Annotated in this window: 20 protein-coding genes; all 20 read left to right on the forward strand. The window is 38.6% G+C overall.

Going from position 1 to position 17,161, the window contains the following annotated elements; all coding sequences use genetic code 11:
- On the forward strand, nt 1-481 hold a 481-nt coding region (locus tag SORDD16_RS08295; RefSeq protein ID WP_081215188.1), incomplete at its 5' end, for an LPXTG cell wall anchor domain-containing protein.
- 76 nt (nt 482-557) lie between these two features.
- Nucleotides 558-995, forward strand: a complete 438-nt coding sequence (locus tag SORDD16_RS08300) for a single-stranded DNA-binding protein (protein WP_061453097.1) — start codon at nt 558-560, stop codon at nt 993-995.
- 171 nt (nt 996-1,166) lie between these two features.
- Nucleotides 1,167-1,412, forward strand: coding sequence for a hypothetical protein (locus SORDD16_RS08305; RefSeq protein WP_000113750.1), 246 nt, complete (start codon nt 1,167-1,169; stop codon nt 1,410-1,412).
- Nucleotides 1,413-1,416: 4 nt separating this feature from the next.
- Nucleotides 1,417-4,545 carry a VirD4-like conjugal transfer protein, CD1115 family gene (locus tag SORDD16_RS08310; RefSeq protein WP_061453098.1) on the forward strand — a complete coding sequence of 1,043 codons (3,129 nt, stop codon included), beginning with the start codon at nt 1,417-1,419 and terminating at the stop codon, nt 4,543-4,545.
- Between the two features lie 85 nt (nt 4,546-4,630).
- Complete coding sequence (locus tag SORDD16_RS08315; protein WP_061453099.1) at nt 4,631-5,128, forward strand: hypothetical protein; 498 nt, start codon at nt 4,631-4,633, stop codon at nt 5,126-5,128.
- A 122-nt stretch (nt 5,129-5,250) separates the two neighbouring features.
- A complete protein-coding gene (locus SORDD16_RS08320; RefSeq protein WP_061453100.1) occupies nt 5,251-7,290 on the forward strand; it encodes a pLS20_p028 family conjugation system transmembrane protein in 2,040 nt (679 codons plus the stop codon).
- Nucleotides 7,291-7,298: 8 nt separating this feature from the next.
- Nucleotides 7,299-7,580, forward strand: coding sequence for a BRCT domain-containing protein (locus tag SORDD16_RS08325; RefSeq protein WP_061453101.1), 282 nt, complete (start codon nt 7,299-7,301; stop codon nt 7,578-7,580).
- A gap of 144 nt (nt 7,581-7,724) precedes the next feature.
- Nucleotides 7,725-8,033, forward strand: coding sequence for a DUF5592 family protein (locus tag SORDD16_RS08330; protein WP_061453102.1), 309 nt, complete (start codon nt 7,725-7,727; stop codon nt 8,031-8,033).
- Nucleotides 8,033-8,680 (forward strand): hypothetical protein, encoded by a 648-nt coding sequence (locus SORDD16_RS08335; protein WP_061453103.1) that lies wholly within the window; start codon nt 8,033-8,035, stop codon nt 8,678-8,680. Before SORDD16_RS08330 ends, SORDD16_RS08335 begins: the two co-directional genes overlap by 1 nt.
- Before the next feature lie 10 nt (nt 8,681-8,690).
- The gene (locus SORDD16_RS08340; protein WP_061453104.1) at nt 8,691-10,640 is read left to right on the forward strand and encodes a virulence factor; all 1,950 of its coding nucleotides are present in this window, start codon (nt 8,691-8,693) and stop codon (nt 10,638-10,640) included.
- 19 nt (nt 10,641-10,659) lie between these two features.
- Nucleotides 10,660-10,911 (forward strand): hypothetical protein, encoded by a 252-nt coding sequence (locus SORDD16_RS08345; protein ID WP_061453105.1) that lies wholly within the window; start codon nt 10,660-10,662, stop codon nt 10,909-10,911.
- Between the two features lie 15 nt (nt 10,912-10,926).
- Nucleotides 10,927-12,267, forward strand: coding sequence for a CHAP domain-containing protein (locus SORDD16_RS08350; RefSeq protein ID WP_061453106.1), 1,341 nt, complete (start codon nt 10,927-10,929; stop codon nt 12,265-12,267).
- Between the two features lie 14 nt (nt 12,268-12,281).
- The gene (locus tag SORDD16_RS08355) at nt 12,282-12,872 is read left to right on the forward strand and encodes a hypothetical protein (protein ID WP_061453107.1); all 591 of its coding nucleotides are present in this window, start codon (nt 12,282-12,284) and stop codon (nt 12,870-12,872) included.
- A gap of 123 nt (nt 12,873-12,995) precedes the next feature.
- Nucleotides 12,996-13,814, forward strand: a complete 819-nt coding sequence (locus tag SORDD16_RS08360; protein WP_044021366.1) for a ParA family protein — start codon at nt 12,996-12,998, stop codon at nt 13,812-13,814.
- A complete protein-coding gene (locus tag SORDD16_RS08365; RefSeq protein WP_061453108.1) occupies nt 13,811-14,083 on the forward strand; it encodes a hypothetical protein in 273 nt (90 codons plus the stop codon). Before SORDD16_RS08360 ends, SORDD16_RS08365 begins: the two co-directional genes overlap by 4 nt.
- Before the next feature lie 26 nt (nt 14,084-14,109).
- Entirely contained in the window at nt 14,110-14,304 is a 195-nt protein-coding gene (locus SORDD16_RS08370) for a hypothetical protein (protein ID WP_061453109.1), read from the forward strand.
- Entirely contained in the window at nt 14,304-14,684 is a 381-nt protein-coding gene (locus tag SORDD16_RS08375; RefSeq protein WP_061453110.1) for a replication initiator protein A, read from the forward strand. The genes SORDD16_RS08370 and SORDD16_RS08375 overlap by 1 nt, the downstream gene beginning before the upstream one ends.
- Nucleotides 14,685-14,701: 17 nt before the next feature.
- On the forward strand, nt 14,702-15,031 hold the full coding sequence (locus SORDD16_RS08380) for a hypothetical protein (protein ID WP_061453111.1): 330 nt from the start codon (nt 14,702-14,704) through the stop codon (nt 15,029-15,031).
- Nucleotides 15,032-15,140: 109 nt separating this feature from the next.
- Nucleotides 15,141-16,478, forward strand: coding sequence for an ISLre2 family transposase (locus tag SORDD16_RS08385; protein ID WP_061453112.1), 1,338 nt, complete (start codon nt 15,141-15,143; stop codon nt 16,476-16,478).
- A gap of 578 nt (nt 16,479-17,056) precedes the next feature.
- A partial coding sequence (locus SORDD16_RS12260; protein WP_164966474.1) for a KxYKxGKxW signal peptide domain-containing protein occupies nt 17,057-17,161 on the forward strand: 105 nt, incomplete at its 3' end.

Genomic DNA, 17,161 nt, shown 5'->3' on the forward strand with positions numbered 1-17,161 from the left:
TCTAACCTTACCTTACGATGTTATCCTGAAGGATGGTAAAGTGGTTAAGGCAGGCGATAAGATTGCCAAAGGTGCCTCTTACGCCTTTACCTTTGAGTTCAACCAAGATACCAATTCAGAGTTCATCAAGAAACTTGTGACTGTTAAGTGGGATGCTAAAGGTGGCCAATGGTCTTATGTTATTAACCAAGACTTCCTAAAATCTCTAGGAGTTAAAGGAACCTTTGATGCAGACTTCTATATTGAAGTTGAGCGTATCGCAGCTGGAGAAGTTGAGAATACTTTTGTCAATATTGTCAATGGACAAGAAATGACTGCCAAGGTAACAACCCACACTCCAGAACCACCAAAACCTGAAGAACCAGGAAAACCAAAACAATCACTGCCAAATACTGGAACAGCAGCAAGCATGCTTCCGGTTGTAGGAATGATTTTAGGATTGTTGAGTTTTGCAGGTCTTCGTAAGTCGAAAGAACACTAATTTGACGAACTAAAATGAAAGGATGACCACAAGCTGGGTTATAACTCTCTTGTGGTCTTTATTGAAAGGAGAAAAAATGCAAGTATTTATCGCTTCTGGACGTGTTGCATTCATCCCAAGCGATGCAGTAGGTCAAACTCAAAATGGTCATGCCAGTTTCAAATTTGAGTTTGTTTGTGATTCGAGTATGACTGATGATACAAATAAACCAATCCCTAGTTTCTTCCATGTACAAGTTTATGGAAAACAAGCGGAATTGATGGCTCAGAGCCTATCTAAAGGCTCTCCAATCCTCTTAAAAGGAGAAATTATCCAACGGCCTTATGATGATGAACAGGGTCAACGTCGGACGTATCAGTTTATTTCCCCAAATCAACAAGGAGGAATCACTTTCCTTGAAAATAGGGAAGCATCTAATCGACGTAAGCAGGAACAACAGGGCTTTTCTCAGCCGACACCAAGTTTTATTCCTCCGTCTTATCCTGAACCAATGGATGCGGATTCCCCATTCTAAAGGGATTGAAAGCATACAAGAACACTTGTGTGCTTTTTTTGTCGCTCATTTATTGCACAAAAAGTTATATAACTTATGGTATAACAATATCTTTTGTCCCTTTAACAAAGAATTTGATATTATCCCTTAGAATAGAGGGGAATTAAGAAATAATAAGAAAGGAGTGCAACAATGGCAAGACAAAAATACAATTATCTGTCTGATGAATTGATTGCAGAATCTCTTCAGGTGACCAATTACTTAGAACAAAGTCGGTCTAGCCGATTGAATGTTCTTCAGTTGGATGGGGAGAAATGGTTAGAAAATTACTTTAACCGTTATGAGAAAGCCTCTCCAAGGCTACAGTTTCACATATTTCTCTTTTCGAGCTTCTATACTCGAAAAATGGAATGGTTCTTGGAAGGTGTGAGGGGGTAGTCGTTTGTTTGAGTTATTTGAAGTAGTATTTTATACCCTTATCCAAGTGATTCGAGCCAGTTGGCTCAATACCTTGCTTTTTCTAGGAGGTACGGGCTATTACCTCTTTAGACTCTTTCAACCTTACTTTTTAAGGCAGTATCAGTGGTTACTAAAAAGCAAGAGTTGGCTGAAGCAGACTTTCAAAAGAGGTTTGAAAGATCATAAAGCGATTGATTGGAAACAAGTATGGAGACAATCAGTTAGAGGGCTGATCAATGGGATGAAGTCATTCTTACCTAAAATCTTTGCGCTTGTCTCTCTCATTCTTTGGAATGTTTTCTTCAGGATATTCTATACCCTCCCTTTTGTTAAACGAGAACGGAAACGGTTTGATAAAGAAATGAAACCCATTCTTTATTTTAAAAGTTACCGCAGCTTCGTTTATATGGGATTAGGTTTTAGCTTGATTGCCTTTATCTTGACCAATTATCTGGTCACTGTGTTAAGAGCTACCATCCGCTTTCTCTATTTTAGTGCCTGGTCGTTTAAAGATGCCAGTAAGGCCGTAAACTTTGACTTGAATAGTCTCTTGTTTCAGAGTCTACTGAATGTAAAAGTCTTTTGGATTGCCCCGATTTTAGCTTTTCCTCTCTTTCTGATGGGTCTAGTCCTTGCTTGGAAATCTGCTTGGATCAACTTTGAGCAGTTTCGTGACTACAACCATAATGAGGAGGGGGATGACCGTTTTGTGACGATTGATGAAATCCGTCGTCAATACAAAAAGATTCCGAATAAAGCTTTAACTTATCCAGGTGAAGGTGGGGCTCCTGTGCTTCATGAGTTGACTCATGATTTAGCTGGGCAAACACTCCGAACGCAAATGTTATGGCAAAATAAGACAATCAGTCGATACGTGACCAATGCGGAACGCATTTTGGGCATGCAATCTTTTCCTTCGGGATATTATTACATTGAAGATAAACCTACGAATCTGTTAGGGATTGGGATGACTCGTTCAGGTAAGGGGGAAGGTCAGATCACGACAGCGATTGATATCAACAGCCGTGCGGAATTGCAGCCATCGATGGTTCTGGCAGACCCGAAAGGAGAACACTACCAAGCCTCTTACAAAACGATGAGGCAACGTGGCTATGAAGTTGATGTGCTTTCTTTCCAAAATATGGATTGGTCTATGTCTTTCAATCCCCTAGCTTTGGCCATAGCAGCCGCAAAGAAGGGCTACTATGAGAAAACGCAAACCTATGTCAACGCAGTCGCAGAATCCATTTATCCCAAACAAAAGGGAGGAGAGAAGGGAAATGCGGAGTATTTTCGTAAGTCTTCTATATCCCTATTTAACGCTCTGACAATGGCTTTGATGGACAGGGCTAATGAAACCGTTCAAAATGGTGAAGAGGATGCTTGGGACACCATTACCATCCCAAACGTTGCGAAATTTTTAGCCACAATGGGATCAGAAGAAGTCTTTGTAGATGGAACGGGGGAAGTCGTTGAGAATCCAACTAGAGAACAACAGGTATCCAAGAAATCAAAAATCACGGTCTATTTTGATAATTTGAGACAAGTGAATCAAAAACAATTCTCGAAATTTAGACAAATGGCGGATATCGAATTTCGTGCTTCCGACTTTGGTGGTGATGAGACTAAAGGGAATGTCTACTCTAGCATGATGACAGGAATCAACCTGTTCTTGCAAGACAATGTGGCCAAACTGACTTCCAAAAACTCGATTGATTTAGAGTCTTTTGGCTTCCCACGTCGATTGTCCGTTAAGTTCAGATCAAGCACCAACAGTCAACTAAAAAATGAGTTTAAGCATAAGACTGCTAAAGTAACGATTACAGGCTTGAAGAAATGGGGCAAAGTTGAAAAGCAAGTCGACTATGTGAAGCAAGCGACAGCTCTTATTGATGGAGAAGGCTATCTGACTTATGCCATCGAACCTAAACTTCCAGATCAGTTTACGGTTACGATTGATTTTAATCATAAGAAAAATGGTAAGTCTCCAGTTCGGGATCAAGTCTTCCAATTCTCAGCTGAAAAAGTCTATCGAAGAGATGGAGATAGTCTAGAACTAGATGAGTATACCAAGAAGCCGATTTTAGATCATATCGATATCACCGTTTTAAAGAACAAAGAAGATACCCAAAATCTTCTTCAGGAGTCGGATATTGAACTTATTTATTCAGATAAACCGAAAGTCATCTACCTGGTAACACCGCCAAACCGCACAGAATACAATGGGATTGTCTCTTTGTTCTTAGATCAGTTATACAATGCCAACTATGAGCTTGCATTAACAAATGGGCGGAAATGTATCAATCGGATTCTCCATATATTGGATGAGTTTACAAACATGCCAGCTATTCCTCACATGGATACGAAAATTTCCATCGGATTGGGTCAAAATATTCTCTATTATCTTTGGATTCAAAACCTGGAGCAATTGGTCAATGTCTATGGTGAAAATGTTACGCAAACCATTCTGGATAACTGTTCGTTGAAAGTTTACGTCAAAACGACGTCTCCAGATACCAATAAGAGATTTAGTGGGGAGTTGGGTACACGTACCATTACTCGCAGAAGACGCTCCAGCAATATCCTAGATGAAGCCAATCCAAATGTAGCTGTTGAAAATCCAAGACAAGAGTTGATGACCCCGACCCAGTTAGCTAAACTTCAAGAAGGAGAAGCAGTGATCCTCCGTGGTGTCAAAGGACGGGATAATGTTGGACGTAAGGTCACAACGGATCCAATCTTCGCACATGATAAGAACAGCTTCCCTTACAAGTACATGTTCTTACAAGAGGAGTTTGATACATCGATGACTCTTGCAGATATTCCAGTCGAAAGTGCCCACCGTGAGCTAGAGCTTCAGGAGATAGCAGTTGATGCTGGTACAGCCTTCAACAACATCATCGACTGGAGGCAACGTTTGACCATGCCACTCCTCAGCAACAATGGCGAAACTCCTAAACTATCAGGTCGTCACAGCAAAGGGCAAAAGGTGCAATCCCAATCCTTTACTTCCACAGATGAATTATTCCAAGCAGCTGCAGCTAGTGTTATTCACGGTGACTATGATTATTATGATGACGGAGACGACTTCTTTGCGGATGAAGTTATCTAAAAAGATGTACAATAAGTTATATAAACACTTGCAAGAAAAAATGATGTTTGTTATAATGAGATAAATAACGGATAGGAGAAATGGGATGAAAGCAAAGCACTTTTTAAGAATTGTTTTAGTAGGGTTAGCCTTGATTTTACTAGGGGCATGTGGTCAAAAATCACCTGAAAGTCTCGCTAAAAATGTGCTAAAAGATAGCTATACAGGATTTTCCCCAGAACATAGTTATGAGAGTACTGATTTTAAGGGCGGAGTAGGAACTACCTTAAAATTTGATAAAGAAAAACGAACCATCTCAAATAACGACGGTGAAAGTATTAATTATAGTGTTCTGTCAGAGGAGCAAGTAAAGACAATCCCAGCCGCTTTCAGGGGGACTATTGTTAGTTTAGAGAGTCAGCTGAAAGGAAAGGATAACTTTACAATAGCTGTTGATTATAGAGATATAGATAAGCCTGAAGAAGCAGAGGCTTATTATCAAGTCGTCTTGACTGAGGGTGGTAAAAAAATCCGAATTATTGAACTCCGTCGTGGCTATAAAGAGGACAATGCTTTCTATGATTTCAACGGAACCGCAGATTAATTTACAAAAGTCTCAATTACTTGAGGCTTTTTTTCTTGTCAGAATTTCATTGTCCCTTTAAAAACGATTTTGCCATTATCGAATATGATAGGGGTATCTTAAAAAGAAAGAAGGTATCTTTAGTGCACTATCAAACCTTTTCAGATTTGGTGAATGAGGTCAAAGATCTCAATGGTGAAATCACAGGCGAGAATGCAAAAAAGCTGGCAGAGTTCTATTCCTACTGGGGAAACTATTTAGAACCGACTCCTGCATTTATGGCATTTCTCACCTATTTACCAGGAGGGATTGCAAAGGCTCTTTATCAAATCACTTCCAGCCTAGAACATGTTTTTAATAATATGTTCAAGCTCTTTGGACTCTTTGGTTATCTAGGAGACCAGAAGACGATTATAGGTCAGTTCTTTTACTGGTTTCAGATATTAGGAACGTCCTTGTTTACTCTGATTTTGGTCGTGTCGGCCGTCGCAGGAGTTTTTACAAAGCCAGTCAAATACAAGGGAGTCATCACGAATTTCCTTTTGGTAACGGCTGTAACTTCCGTTTTGCCACTAGCTTTAACCACCATCTCAACGGCAGTGGCACAGGATGCCATGTCTATCCAGACGGTCTCCAGTGAAGCGCCATCTGGTAGTCAACCTGTCTCCTCCTTGGCAATCCAGCCTATGAAAAATAATATCGTCGACTTAAAAGTCTTGATCTACAAGGATTTTTCAACGGAGTTGTTTCCAATGGATGATTATGGCTACATCAAGCCTGTTCAGGAAGGCTCTACCCCTGTCAATAATATCACGGATAACCCTGAACAGCGGGACACGACTGATTTTGCGACCAAGATTGATTTTGGGGCAAACTATGGTACAACAAATCCAGAAGTGCTAAATAGAATGCAGAAAAATGACAAAATACATGGTATTAAAGGTTTGTTCCTCCATAAGTTAGATTCCAATAATACAGGTGTTGAAAGCATTACAGAACACCGCCTCATTAATCAATTGAGTGCTTTTGAATCAGTTTACATGCGTTATAAAGTCAACTGGATAGGCTTGTTCCTCCAGTACATTATCCTGATTGTTCTTTTGGTCAGCATGATCATTAAGCTCGTCAAATCAGTTTTTGATATTCTGATTGAAGCCATGATCTCTCCGATTCTTGGCTACAGTTCTTTATCAAACTCAAAGAAATATAAGGAGCTGTTAAGAACAATTGGCGGTGCTTTAGCAGGAATCTTCTTTGAAGTCATTATTCTGCGTGTAACGCTTGAGATTTTCCGAGATTTGCCAATCCTTTCTGTTTCAGCTGTGACGAAGCTTTCTGGCGGATTCTTTGACGGACTCAATATGTGGGAACAGTGTCTCGCAGCTGCCTTTGTCTATGTTGGAGTATTCTTTGCAGCAATGCAAGGAGTGGCTATGATCGAGCGCTGGCTTGGAGTTTCAACAGGACATAGCGAAACAGCGCAACAATTGCTTGGTGCTATGATGATGGGCAATGCCTTTGCGGCTGGAGCAGGCGGTGTCTTTAATGGCAGTATGGCTCTTGGTCAATTTGGTATGGATATGGCTCAAAAAGCCCCTGGAGTGGTTTCTAAGGGTAGTCAGATTCTGGGCAATAGTCTTGCCAGAACTGGAGGTGGCATTCAAGGTGCTTGGAACTCTGTAAAAGACCAAGGCTTGATGAATGCGGCCAAAGGTGGTGTAAGCAATATGGTTGATTTGGCAGAATGGAAAACTTTTGAAGCCATGCAAAATACGAAAGGGGCAGTTGGCAACGTTTTAGATAAGCTGGATGATAAGGCTGCCTCTGCTCACAATGCGACCTATAACGCTCTGAAAAATGATGCTGTTCCTGGAATTGATCAGCCTGGGCCGATTGATATTCCTGAACCTCCAATTGATCCAGGAACAACAGAAGCACCTATTGTCGATCCAACTTCTTCAGCTGAAGGAATGGAGTCCCAAATTCAAGATCCAAATCCACCTGCAGAAGCACCAGTTTCAGAATCGACACAACCACCAACACAGCCTGATTCTTCTCAACAAAAATTTCAACAGAGCATGAATCAAATGAATTATATGAGCCAGCAAATGCAACAAGCAGGACAGCGTATGCAGGGGGGACGACATATCACGGGTGCTGAGAGTGACGACGAAGAAGAATAGGCTGAACTATGGATTTAACAGGGAAGAACATTGTTATCACAGGAAGCCTACGTCCCCTTACTCGAGAAGAAGCCATACGATTTTTGGAAAGTAAAGGAGCTTTCGTCCAAAACTATGTATCTTCTAAGACAGATATATTGGTTTTAGGACACAAGCAGTTGGATCTTTTTGATCCAGATAAACGGTCTAAAAAACATGATGCAGCGCTTAGAAGAATATCAGAAGGTCAATCCATCACTTTCCTTTCTGAAGAATCATTCTTTGATTTAGTCAAGAAGTCTCAAGCTTGAGGCTTCTTTTTTGTGTGCAAGAAAGTATATAATTTTTTATATAACACTGACTGGTGAGATACCATTTGAAAAGTCATTGTACCTTTAAAAAAGAAATCGTGATTATCTTATAAAATGGAAAGGTAAAAAAGAAAGGAGAAATCAATGTACAGTGAAAAATACGGAGTCCCAAGAGATATCTATGCCAAGGTCAAGATTATCGGCCTCTTACTTCTGGATATCGCATTTGTAGGGATTACAGGAGTCATTGCCCTAGCAGTCGCCCCAAAAGTCTTTCCAAAGAGTCAGTGGATTCAAATGTTTTTGTTTATACTCTTAACCCCTCTTATGAGCCTTTATTTAGTATTACCAACTAACGGTGGCAAAAAGAATTGGCACAGCATGTTTCTTTTCTTCAGACGAAGAAGAAAACGTTATATCAGCTTGAACCATATCAGAAGGAGAAAATCATAATGGCGATTAAACAAACTCAACCCCCAAAAAATGAGAAACGTCCGCTGGGACGTATTCAAGAAACGAAGAAACAAACGCAGGAATATTTTGATTTGCATTCTTGCGTTGAGTTGTTAGATGTAAAATCAATCATTCCAAACAGTCAGGCTTATATCCAGTTAGTTGATTATGGCTACTTGCAGCTGATGGAGATACCAGGTAAAGATTTAGGATCGATGTCTTATAACGAGGTTATGAGAACCATTGAAAATTTTGAAACCTGGTTGACTCGATTTGGACCGAATATCCAAGTGGAGACAACCACTTTGCCAACAAATACAGATACGCAAATTTCTGACTTGCGCCATCATTTGGATTTAGTGCGACAAGATATGTCTAAGTTATCAGTAAACGATAGACGTTTTTTACAACTCAAGGATCGTGAAATTTGGCTTCAAAACCAAATTAAGGTTGAAGAAAGCATCCGACAAGAAGTCTATAATACAGAGTTCATTCTGTGGCTATTTGCGCCTACAACAACCGAATTGGACGAATTGGTTCGGAAGGCTAAAACCTATGGAAATAATGATTTTGTTCCACAAGATATCAGCTACAGGAAGAAAATTCAAATTATAAAGCAATACAACAATATGAATGAGAAAGTGTAGGAGAGATAGCATGCCTGATTTATCAAAACGTAGACAAAGACAACTAAAAAATGAAGGATATGACCTTGCCTTTCTTAGTCAGATTCAACCGCAAGGAAATATTGATTTTCAAAAGGATGACCGCTCCTGGATAAGTGGAGATGGATACCATACGGTCTTACACTATTATGAGTATCCAACTGAAGGAATGGATCGTTTTTGGCTTTCCGAACTGTTATTGATCCCTGGGACACGTTCCTTCCTGTCCCTGTACAAGGAGGATAATAGACAGCTTCAAAAAGAGATTGAGGACTCTATTGAAGAGAAGTCAACACGGATTACAAACAATAGCAAACTAACCAATAATCGGAAAGAACTAGATGAAATTGACAATCTGAATAAACTAAGCCGTGAAATTGATAAGCAAAATATAGCTATGTACGGGATGTATATTCGTGTCTTTGTGTTTGCATCAACCAAAGAAGAATTATTCAAGAGGGTTGAAGAGGTCAAAGACAAAACGTCGAAATTCAAATCCACTATTCTATCAGGAGAATTAGATTTTGAATATCATGCCCCATTTATTCCAGCCGAGTATCAGATTGATTTGCCCAATCATCGAAGAGGAATACCGACTCCAGCTCACTCAATAGCTGGTGGATATTTCTTTAATCATACGAAACTAGAAGATGAGAAGGGCTTCTATCTTGGATGGACTCCAACAAACGGAGCGGTAAATTTCAATTTTCTAGAACGTGACGAGAAAAGAACACGATCTTTTATGATTCTATCTGGAAATCCAAAGATGGGACAGCGTTCCTTCCTTATGAAACATACAGACGGTCTCTATGCGAAGGGGCATTATATTCGTAACTTTGATGCTACTGGCCAGTTTCTTGATCAGACACGAAAACAACATGGATTGATTCTTGATTTATCAGGGGAATCTAACCGTATCAATATCTTCCAGGTATTTCCAACAGTAACCAATGAAGCAGGAACTGAAATTGATAAGAAGAAGTCTTACAACCTTCATATCGAGAAACTGAAGAGTATCTATAAACTCTTGAATAATGAAGTGACAGGAGACGATTTAATCACATTTGGAACTCTCTTGAATGAGTTCTATATTGAAGAAGAATTGTGGGCTCGAAATCCTTCGTTGAATCCAGAAAAACTGAAAGCGACGGATATTGTGAAGGAACAGTATCCTATTCTGTCTGATTTTATTTTGTTTGTTGATGCCTACAAACGTCGACTAGAACAAAGTTCTAGCACGGATATGGCTGAAATCAAAGCTGTTAAGCGTATTTACAATACGTTTAACGAACTATTGACAACAAATGCGGAAATTTTCGAGGGAACAACAGAATTCCAAGATATCTCTTCAGAGCAAGTTGTGACATTTGACTTCTCAGGTTTGAAGAACGCCCCTCATTTGTTAAATGTTCAAATATTCTCTGTTCTTTCACTTGTCTCGGCTGATATTGTCAATAACGGAAAACGCTGTAAGCAATTACTGAAGAGACGTCCTGACTTAACGGAGATGGATATGCAGCACTATATTGTCAATATTAGTGGGGCACAGACACTCATTGACCCTAAGCATGAAAGTAGTGTCAACCTCCTGGCCGATATGATTGATACAATGGGGGAAAACTTTGCTGGTGTTGTATTGTCAGTTAATTCTCTACGGGGAATTCTGTTTGAGACAGGGATTGGCACTCATAAGGATCCGTACGTAACGGCAGTTCAGAGGATTTTTGGTCTGATGCAATATAGAGTTTTTGCTCAGACGGATGAAACCAGTGTTCCTCTACTAGCCAACGCCTTATCTGGCTCAATGAACCAGTCTGAACTAGAGACTTTGCCTCGTCTGGCGAAAGGGCAGTTATTCATGAACATTGCAGGGGTTGGAAATCTAGTCTTTAACCAACAGCTGTTAGCCCCTGAAGTTGAGCGCTATGGCGGTATTGAATAAGAAAGGAAGGTAAGCCAGAATGGCCAAAAATAAACTAGGAATGATTGCCAGGACTAAACAGAGATTTGATCAATATGTATTGATTCGTAAATATCGCATGCAACAAGAAAGAGATTATTTCGCTTCAGAGGGAGAATCTGATCCAAAACGCCTGGAAGCACAAAAGGAACGAGATAAGGAGTTTTTGAAGGGTCTCAAGAAGATTGGAATAGGATTTATTGTATTTTTAATTTTTTATGGAATTTTGCGAACAATATTAGGATTGTGGTAGATAAGCGAGGTATCCATGAAAAAAATATTCAAACTGAAGATTCTCATTCCTTTTGTGGCTCTCCTATTAATTATCAATGTTGGGATAACCATGTTAGTTGGGATAATGGGAGCTGTAACCAATAATGGAAGAAATGATTGTGGTGCTGTAGAAACAACATCTTCAACTGGCGACCCAACAGTTTCTTCAGCTGATGGTTCCATCGATGACTTTGTAAAAAAGCATAAGGAAGCCTATATCCTGTCTTGGAAGGCAGGAGGTTTCCTACCTTCAGCCTCTATCACTCAAACAATGATAGAGAATGGCTTTAATTTTACGAATCCTAATGGTACCTCCTTCTGGAAAGCTCACAATATGGGAGGTGTTAAAACCTCTAGCAAAAGTAATTTTCCAGTAACTCTTGCGACGTATGGTGAAGATAGTGTTGATTTAAGTGGGACAAAGCCTGGAGCGAATGTTGGAGACGGCACAGGAGGAGCTTATACTTGGTTTTCTAGCTACGATGCAGGGATCGTAGGGAAAGCTGAGTTTATGGCTCACCAGACACTTTATAAAGGGGCTATAAACAATACAAATGGTATTGCTAGCCTATCTGCTATAGCAGATGGTGGATGGGCTACAGATGGCACTTATAAGAGCAAACTAACTGATATGTACCAAAAACTAGGTACAAAGTATCAGTGGCTTGATAAGGAAGCTATTGCTGCTCATGGTGAGAAACCTTATGAAGGATCCAGTACACAAGATGTCGGTTCTTCAGATAGTGCGGTGTCTTCTTCAGCTGAAAAAAGTGGATGTGGAGAGTCAGGTAGCAGTACCGATGGAACGGGAACTGTGCCTTCAGATGCGACTGCATGGGGGTATAAACCAGAAGACTTACCAGATAGCTTGAAATCATTCATTATTGATCCTAAGAGCTTAGGCATGGATTATGCTAAGTCTACAGGATGGTATAATCCTGGAAGTGACGAGTATGCTGGACAATGTGTGAATCTTACAATTAGCATGGGAAATCAAATATGGGGCCATTCTGGATCCGTACAGGGCGATGGGAAAGATCAGGCGGCAGCGTGGGCTGCAATATTTGGAAATTCAGTTAAGAGCACACCCAAAAAAGGCGCTATTTTTTCTACACAGGTAGGAGGCGGAGGATATGGTCATACTGGTATTGTATGTCATGTTTTTGAGAATGGCTCCATCTTGTTTGTAGAGCAAAATACACCTCTAAGTGGTTGGGATCAGTTCAAAACTCCATATACATGGAATTATCGTATTTGGACTAAATCTCAACAGCAAGAACAGGTAATCTCTTTTGCTTATCCAGATGACAGAGAAGCTAAATTAAGTTCAAATTAAAAGGAGGATATAAGATGATTGATTGGATAAAAGAGAATATGGTTGTATCGATTGTAGCATGTGTTCTATTGATTTTGGCAGGAATAGGGATCGTATCGAGTTTCAGGCCATCTCAACAAACCAAAATAGAGGAAACAGCCCAGGTGAGTTCTTCAGGAACTGCCCAAAACGAACCGTCTTCCAAAGAGGAAACAGCAGATGAAAAGCATTATCGGACAGCTAAGCTAAAACTAGAACGTCCCTATGCAGAGGCAACACTGGAAGATAAAAAGGAAGTGTTGAAAGCCTTTGAAGAAGCAGTAGCAGATATAAAAAAGACGAAGTTTCTGCCAAATGTCAAGGGAACAATCGAGAATCATTTATCTATGACACAGAATGCGATGGTTCAAACCTTTGCGATGGCTCTTCTGACGAATCAGTATGATTTCCAACCTGAACAATTGGAAGTGATGCCAACTGAATCAGATGATGTTATTCAATTTTTGATTGTTCTAACTAAAAACGGAGAAGAGAACAGTTATTTCGTTGGAAATTTCAATACTACGGTTCAACAAATCCAGCTAAAAGCCTATGTTGGTGGAAATATAGGTGGTACATACGGCTAACAAGTTGCACAAAAAGTTATATAACTTTTTGTGCTTTTATATTGACAAGAAAAGTTGTTTCAGGTATAATTAAGTATATAAAAAGTTATATAACAAAATACACAATTACACGAGGAGGGAATCATGAAGATTCAGACAACAAACTTAGGTAAAGGTGGCGGTGGTAAGACTACAGATACCTTTAATGAAGGGGATTGGTTGGCACGTGTTAAGGGGCTTAGAACACTACTCATTGATGGAGCTTGGGAATGCAATTTGACAAGAACATTTGATGTAAAATGTGAGAAAACCGTCTATGATATATTTACGACTGGAGAGTACGAAATTGTTCCAATATCAGAAAATCTCAGTTTGATTTGTGGTGATGAGCGTTTGACAGATGAGCAGTTAGATCTGGCTAGTCGAAACAACAAATATCTCCAGTTGTTTATGTGGTTTAGCGAACATTACGAGGAGTTAGAAGCACAATTTGATGTCATTCTAATTGATACGCACAATGACGAGAGCCTAGTTACGGCTAATTTTATAGCCGTATCAGATATTGTCTTAGCTGTTTCTGATGCCTCTCTTAATGGTTTTCGTGCCTGGTTATCTTTGAAAAATTTTGTAGACTTCATCAAGAGCGAAGCTATCGAAGTCATTACTAAGAAAAGCTATGTTAAAGCTGAACCTTATCTTATTGGGAATAAGATTAAGTACGTTGGAAACAATGTAACAGACACCTGCAAACAATTTTTAGAAGTTGTTGAAGAAGATCAGGCTTACCTTGGATCTATCCAGGAGAAAGAGCTCATGGCCAAGAGTCTTGTGATCAGTCAGAGTGTCTTTGAGCAGCATGAAGAGATGACAGCTAACCAAAAAGAGACACATCAAAAGTTTTATGATAATATAAACTACGTATATGAAAATATTTTGAGTGTGTTAGAAGGAGAGGTAGCATGACAGAGAATCGATTCGCACAAGTAAAACAAACATTCCAAAGTACACCAAAGAGAGAAAAGATTTCTTCATCTAGGAAACAAAATCAGGAGGCTAGAAAGTCTCCTGAAAGCTACAATAAAAAGCAACGTTTCCCTTTCTCTCTCCATCATAATGTTCGATACGATATGTTAGATGCTTTAGTAGAGTATCATGGTGAAAAATCAGCTTCATCTTATATTGAGAACCTGATTATAAGAGAATGGGAAAAGATGCAGAGAAAAATTAAGTAATGAGATATCAGAAAGGATGATTTTTAATGATAGATTTTAGTAAAGAAATAAAGAAGAAAAATGATAATGACGATGAAGAACCACAACTAGAGAAAGACTATACTCATGATATGAATAAAAAGAGAGAGATAGAGAAAGAGGAACTTCTTAGAAAGTTGTACGAGGCAGAATCTAATATCTGCAGTTCACATGAAAAATCACTTGAAATGGAGAAGGAATAATGAAATATTTATCAAATCTATCAGATATTCCAGAATTTTCTTCAGCAGCAACAGATTCAGGACAATTCTTTATTCCTCGTCCAATAATAGATAACCCACAGTTCAATGATTTGAAGGGTAGTGGAATTTTTCTCTACATGCTTTTATTAAATCGTTTAAGAGCTGCAGTTGACTTTGAATTAAAAGGATATGATGAAAATGGAAATACTTTTGTATGTTACCCTATAGAGGAGCTAATGGAGGTTCTTCAATCAGGTAAAAGTAAAGTGATTTCTTTGAAAAAGAAGCTAAAGAATCATGGTTTAATTGAAGAAGTCCGCCAAGGATCCAATCTACCCAATAGAATTTACTTAACAGATGAGATTTTAAAATATTACTGATAAAGTAGGAGGAATCTATGATGATTTTCATTGATATTAAAAGACTTGTTCAGCTGTTCTTTATTTTTATCGGAGCTATAGCTATCTATATGTTCTATAAGACATTTGGTCTTAGTATGGTGTTTATAATTGTTTTAGGGTTGGCTGCTTTAAAATTCGCTCCAGCTTTCCTTCCAGTTGTATTATTATTGTATTTTGGGCTTCACTTTACAGGTGACTTTTCCTTTATTGCAGATGGAATTGTGACGATTTTATGGAGTATTATTTTGATTCCTATGGGGATCGCTACTATTGAAATGTGCAAATCTTATTTGAAAGGGAAAGAAAAGCCCTGGTACGATAAATAAGAGCTTATCTGAAAAGATAGGCTCTTTTTTCGTCAGAACAAAGGATTATTTGAACATTCAGGTCAAAATTTATTAAAATAAGCGTAATTTTAATAAGGGAGGATTCTGAATGGCTTTCTTTGATGAAAGAGAACTAAAAAATCAATTGCTGTTTCAAAATGCAAAAGAATTTTATAACTTTGTTTCTAGGTATGATGAGGAGATGATTCCAGTCATGAAAGCAAAGGGCTATACCTGTATTCATTCAATGGAGCGAACCGTTGCCTTCACATTTGGAGAGTTTACTTTTAGAAGAAGACGTTGGAAAAAGGGAGATCATTGGGTCATTCCAGTAGATGAAAAGTTAGGACTTCAGAAGAATGTCCGCTTCTCTTGGGAATTTATGTATCAGGTGGCCAAATTATCTACTTTAATGCCATATGATAAAGTAACTCAGGTAATCCAATTGACTTATCACATCTCTATTACAAAGCCAATTGTAGTAAAAGCTGTAAAAATTTGTGAGAAGTTATTGGAGGAAAGAGAGGACTATCGATATTATGAAGAGAATAAAGAAGTTCGCAAAAGAAAAGCCCAGGTTATTTATATTGAGGGTGATGGTGTGATGGTCAAAGCACGTGACACACATAAGGATAATAAACATTATGATTTATCCCATTTTGTAGTCCATACAGGAAGCCAGAAAGTTGGGAGCAATCGATTTGAACTCCAGGACAAAAAGGAATTTATTGGTCTTGACAATCGCTTAGTGAGGGAGCAGGTGATCGATTATCTATTCAATAATTACGAAGTTACGGATCAGACTTTATTGATTACGAACTCTGATGGAGGTCATGGATATACACCCTATGTTTTCAAAGAAATTGCGAAGGTTCTGCGAATTAAACGCCACGAACATTTCTGGGATGAGTACCATGTAAATAAGGAGTTGAAGAATTATCTAAAATTTTACTCTGAGGATCTATTAGAGAGAGCTTTCCAGGCGATTAAGCAACATGATAAGCAGTTAATGAGAACTGTCCTAGATACGACCGAAAGTTATATCGAGACAGAAGAAGAACAAGAGTTATTTGAGAAGTTCAAGAGTAAAATATTGAGAAATTTTCAATACACTAAACCAGCCGAACTGAGAGGATTCAGTCATGCAGGAATCGGGATAATGGAGAGTCAGCATCGTAAGGTCACTTATAGAATGAAAAAAAGGGGGATGTACTGGACTCTTGCTGGAGCTGAAACGATGAGTCGAATTATTGTTTTGAATTATGAGGATTCCTTGAGAGAATTATTCTTTGGGAACTGGAGAGAAGATTATGAAAAATTTATTTCTTTAGAGGAAGTTTCTGCATATACCATTAAAAAGAGAATGAGTAAAACTGATAAAGAAAATACATCTAGATATCAATGTTATCCTGATAGTAAAAGATTATCCTACTTCCGAAAACAATAGAAGTACATAACAAAGTATATAAAAAGTTATATAACAATAACCTTTGTGAAAAAAGGTCTTTTTGTGCTACAATCAAACATAAAATACTTGCACGGTATGTAAAAATGTGTTATAATTTACTTAAATTAATCGAATAAAAAAAGACGAAAAGTGCGCTAACACTTCTCGCCTTACCGAGTAAGAAACCGACCTTCTTACTCAGTCTTTAATTAATGATACCTGATAAGTGTATCAATGTCAAGACTGAGCAAGAAATTTGTTCAGTCTTTTTTTAAAACTCGGTGATGTTCTCCTAAAAAATGTATGAATTTAGGCGTTCTAAAAAATTCTACCGCATACAAGAGTAGTAAATAGTTGGAAAAGTAGACATTTTTTGGTATAGTGTGCAATGGAGCATGCTAGATTAAAGTGAGAGGTATACTCCAATTGGGATATGTTTTTCTTGAGAGACTAGTGGGAGATGGGGACTGACTGTAGCCATCTACCAGCTTTATTTTAAGAATGACAGTGCAACTTACGCTTTGTTAATGGTCATGAGGTTAACAAAGGGTCGCATTTTGATAAAAGAAAGGAATCAAATGTTTCGAAGTAAAAAATTTAATAAAGATTTCGAGATCGTAGATGAGAAAAAGCGTTATAAGCTTTACAAGTCGGGGAAAAACTGGGTAAAAGCCTCGAACTCG

The organism is Streptococcus oralis (genome assembly GCF_001578945.1).
Lineage (GTDB): Bacteria > Bacillota > Bacilli > Lactobacillales > Streptococcaceae > Streptococcus > Streptococcus oralis_Q.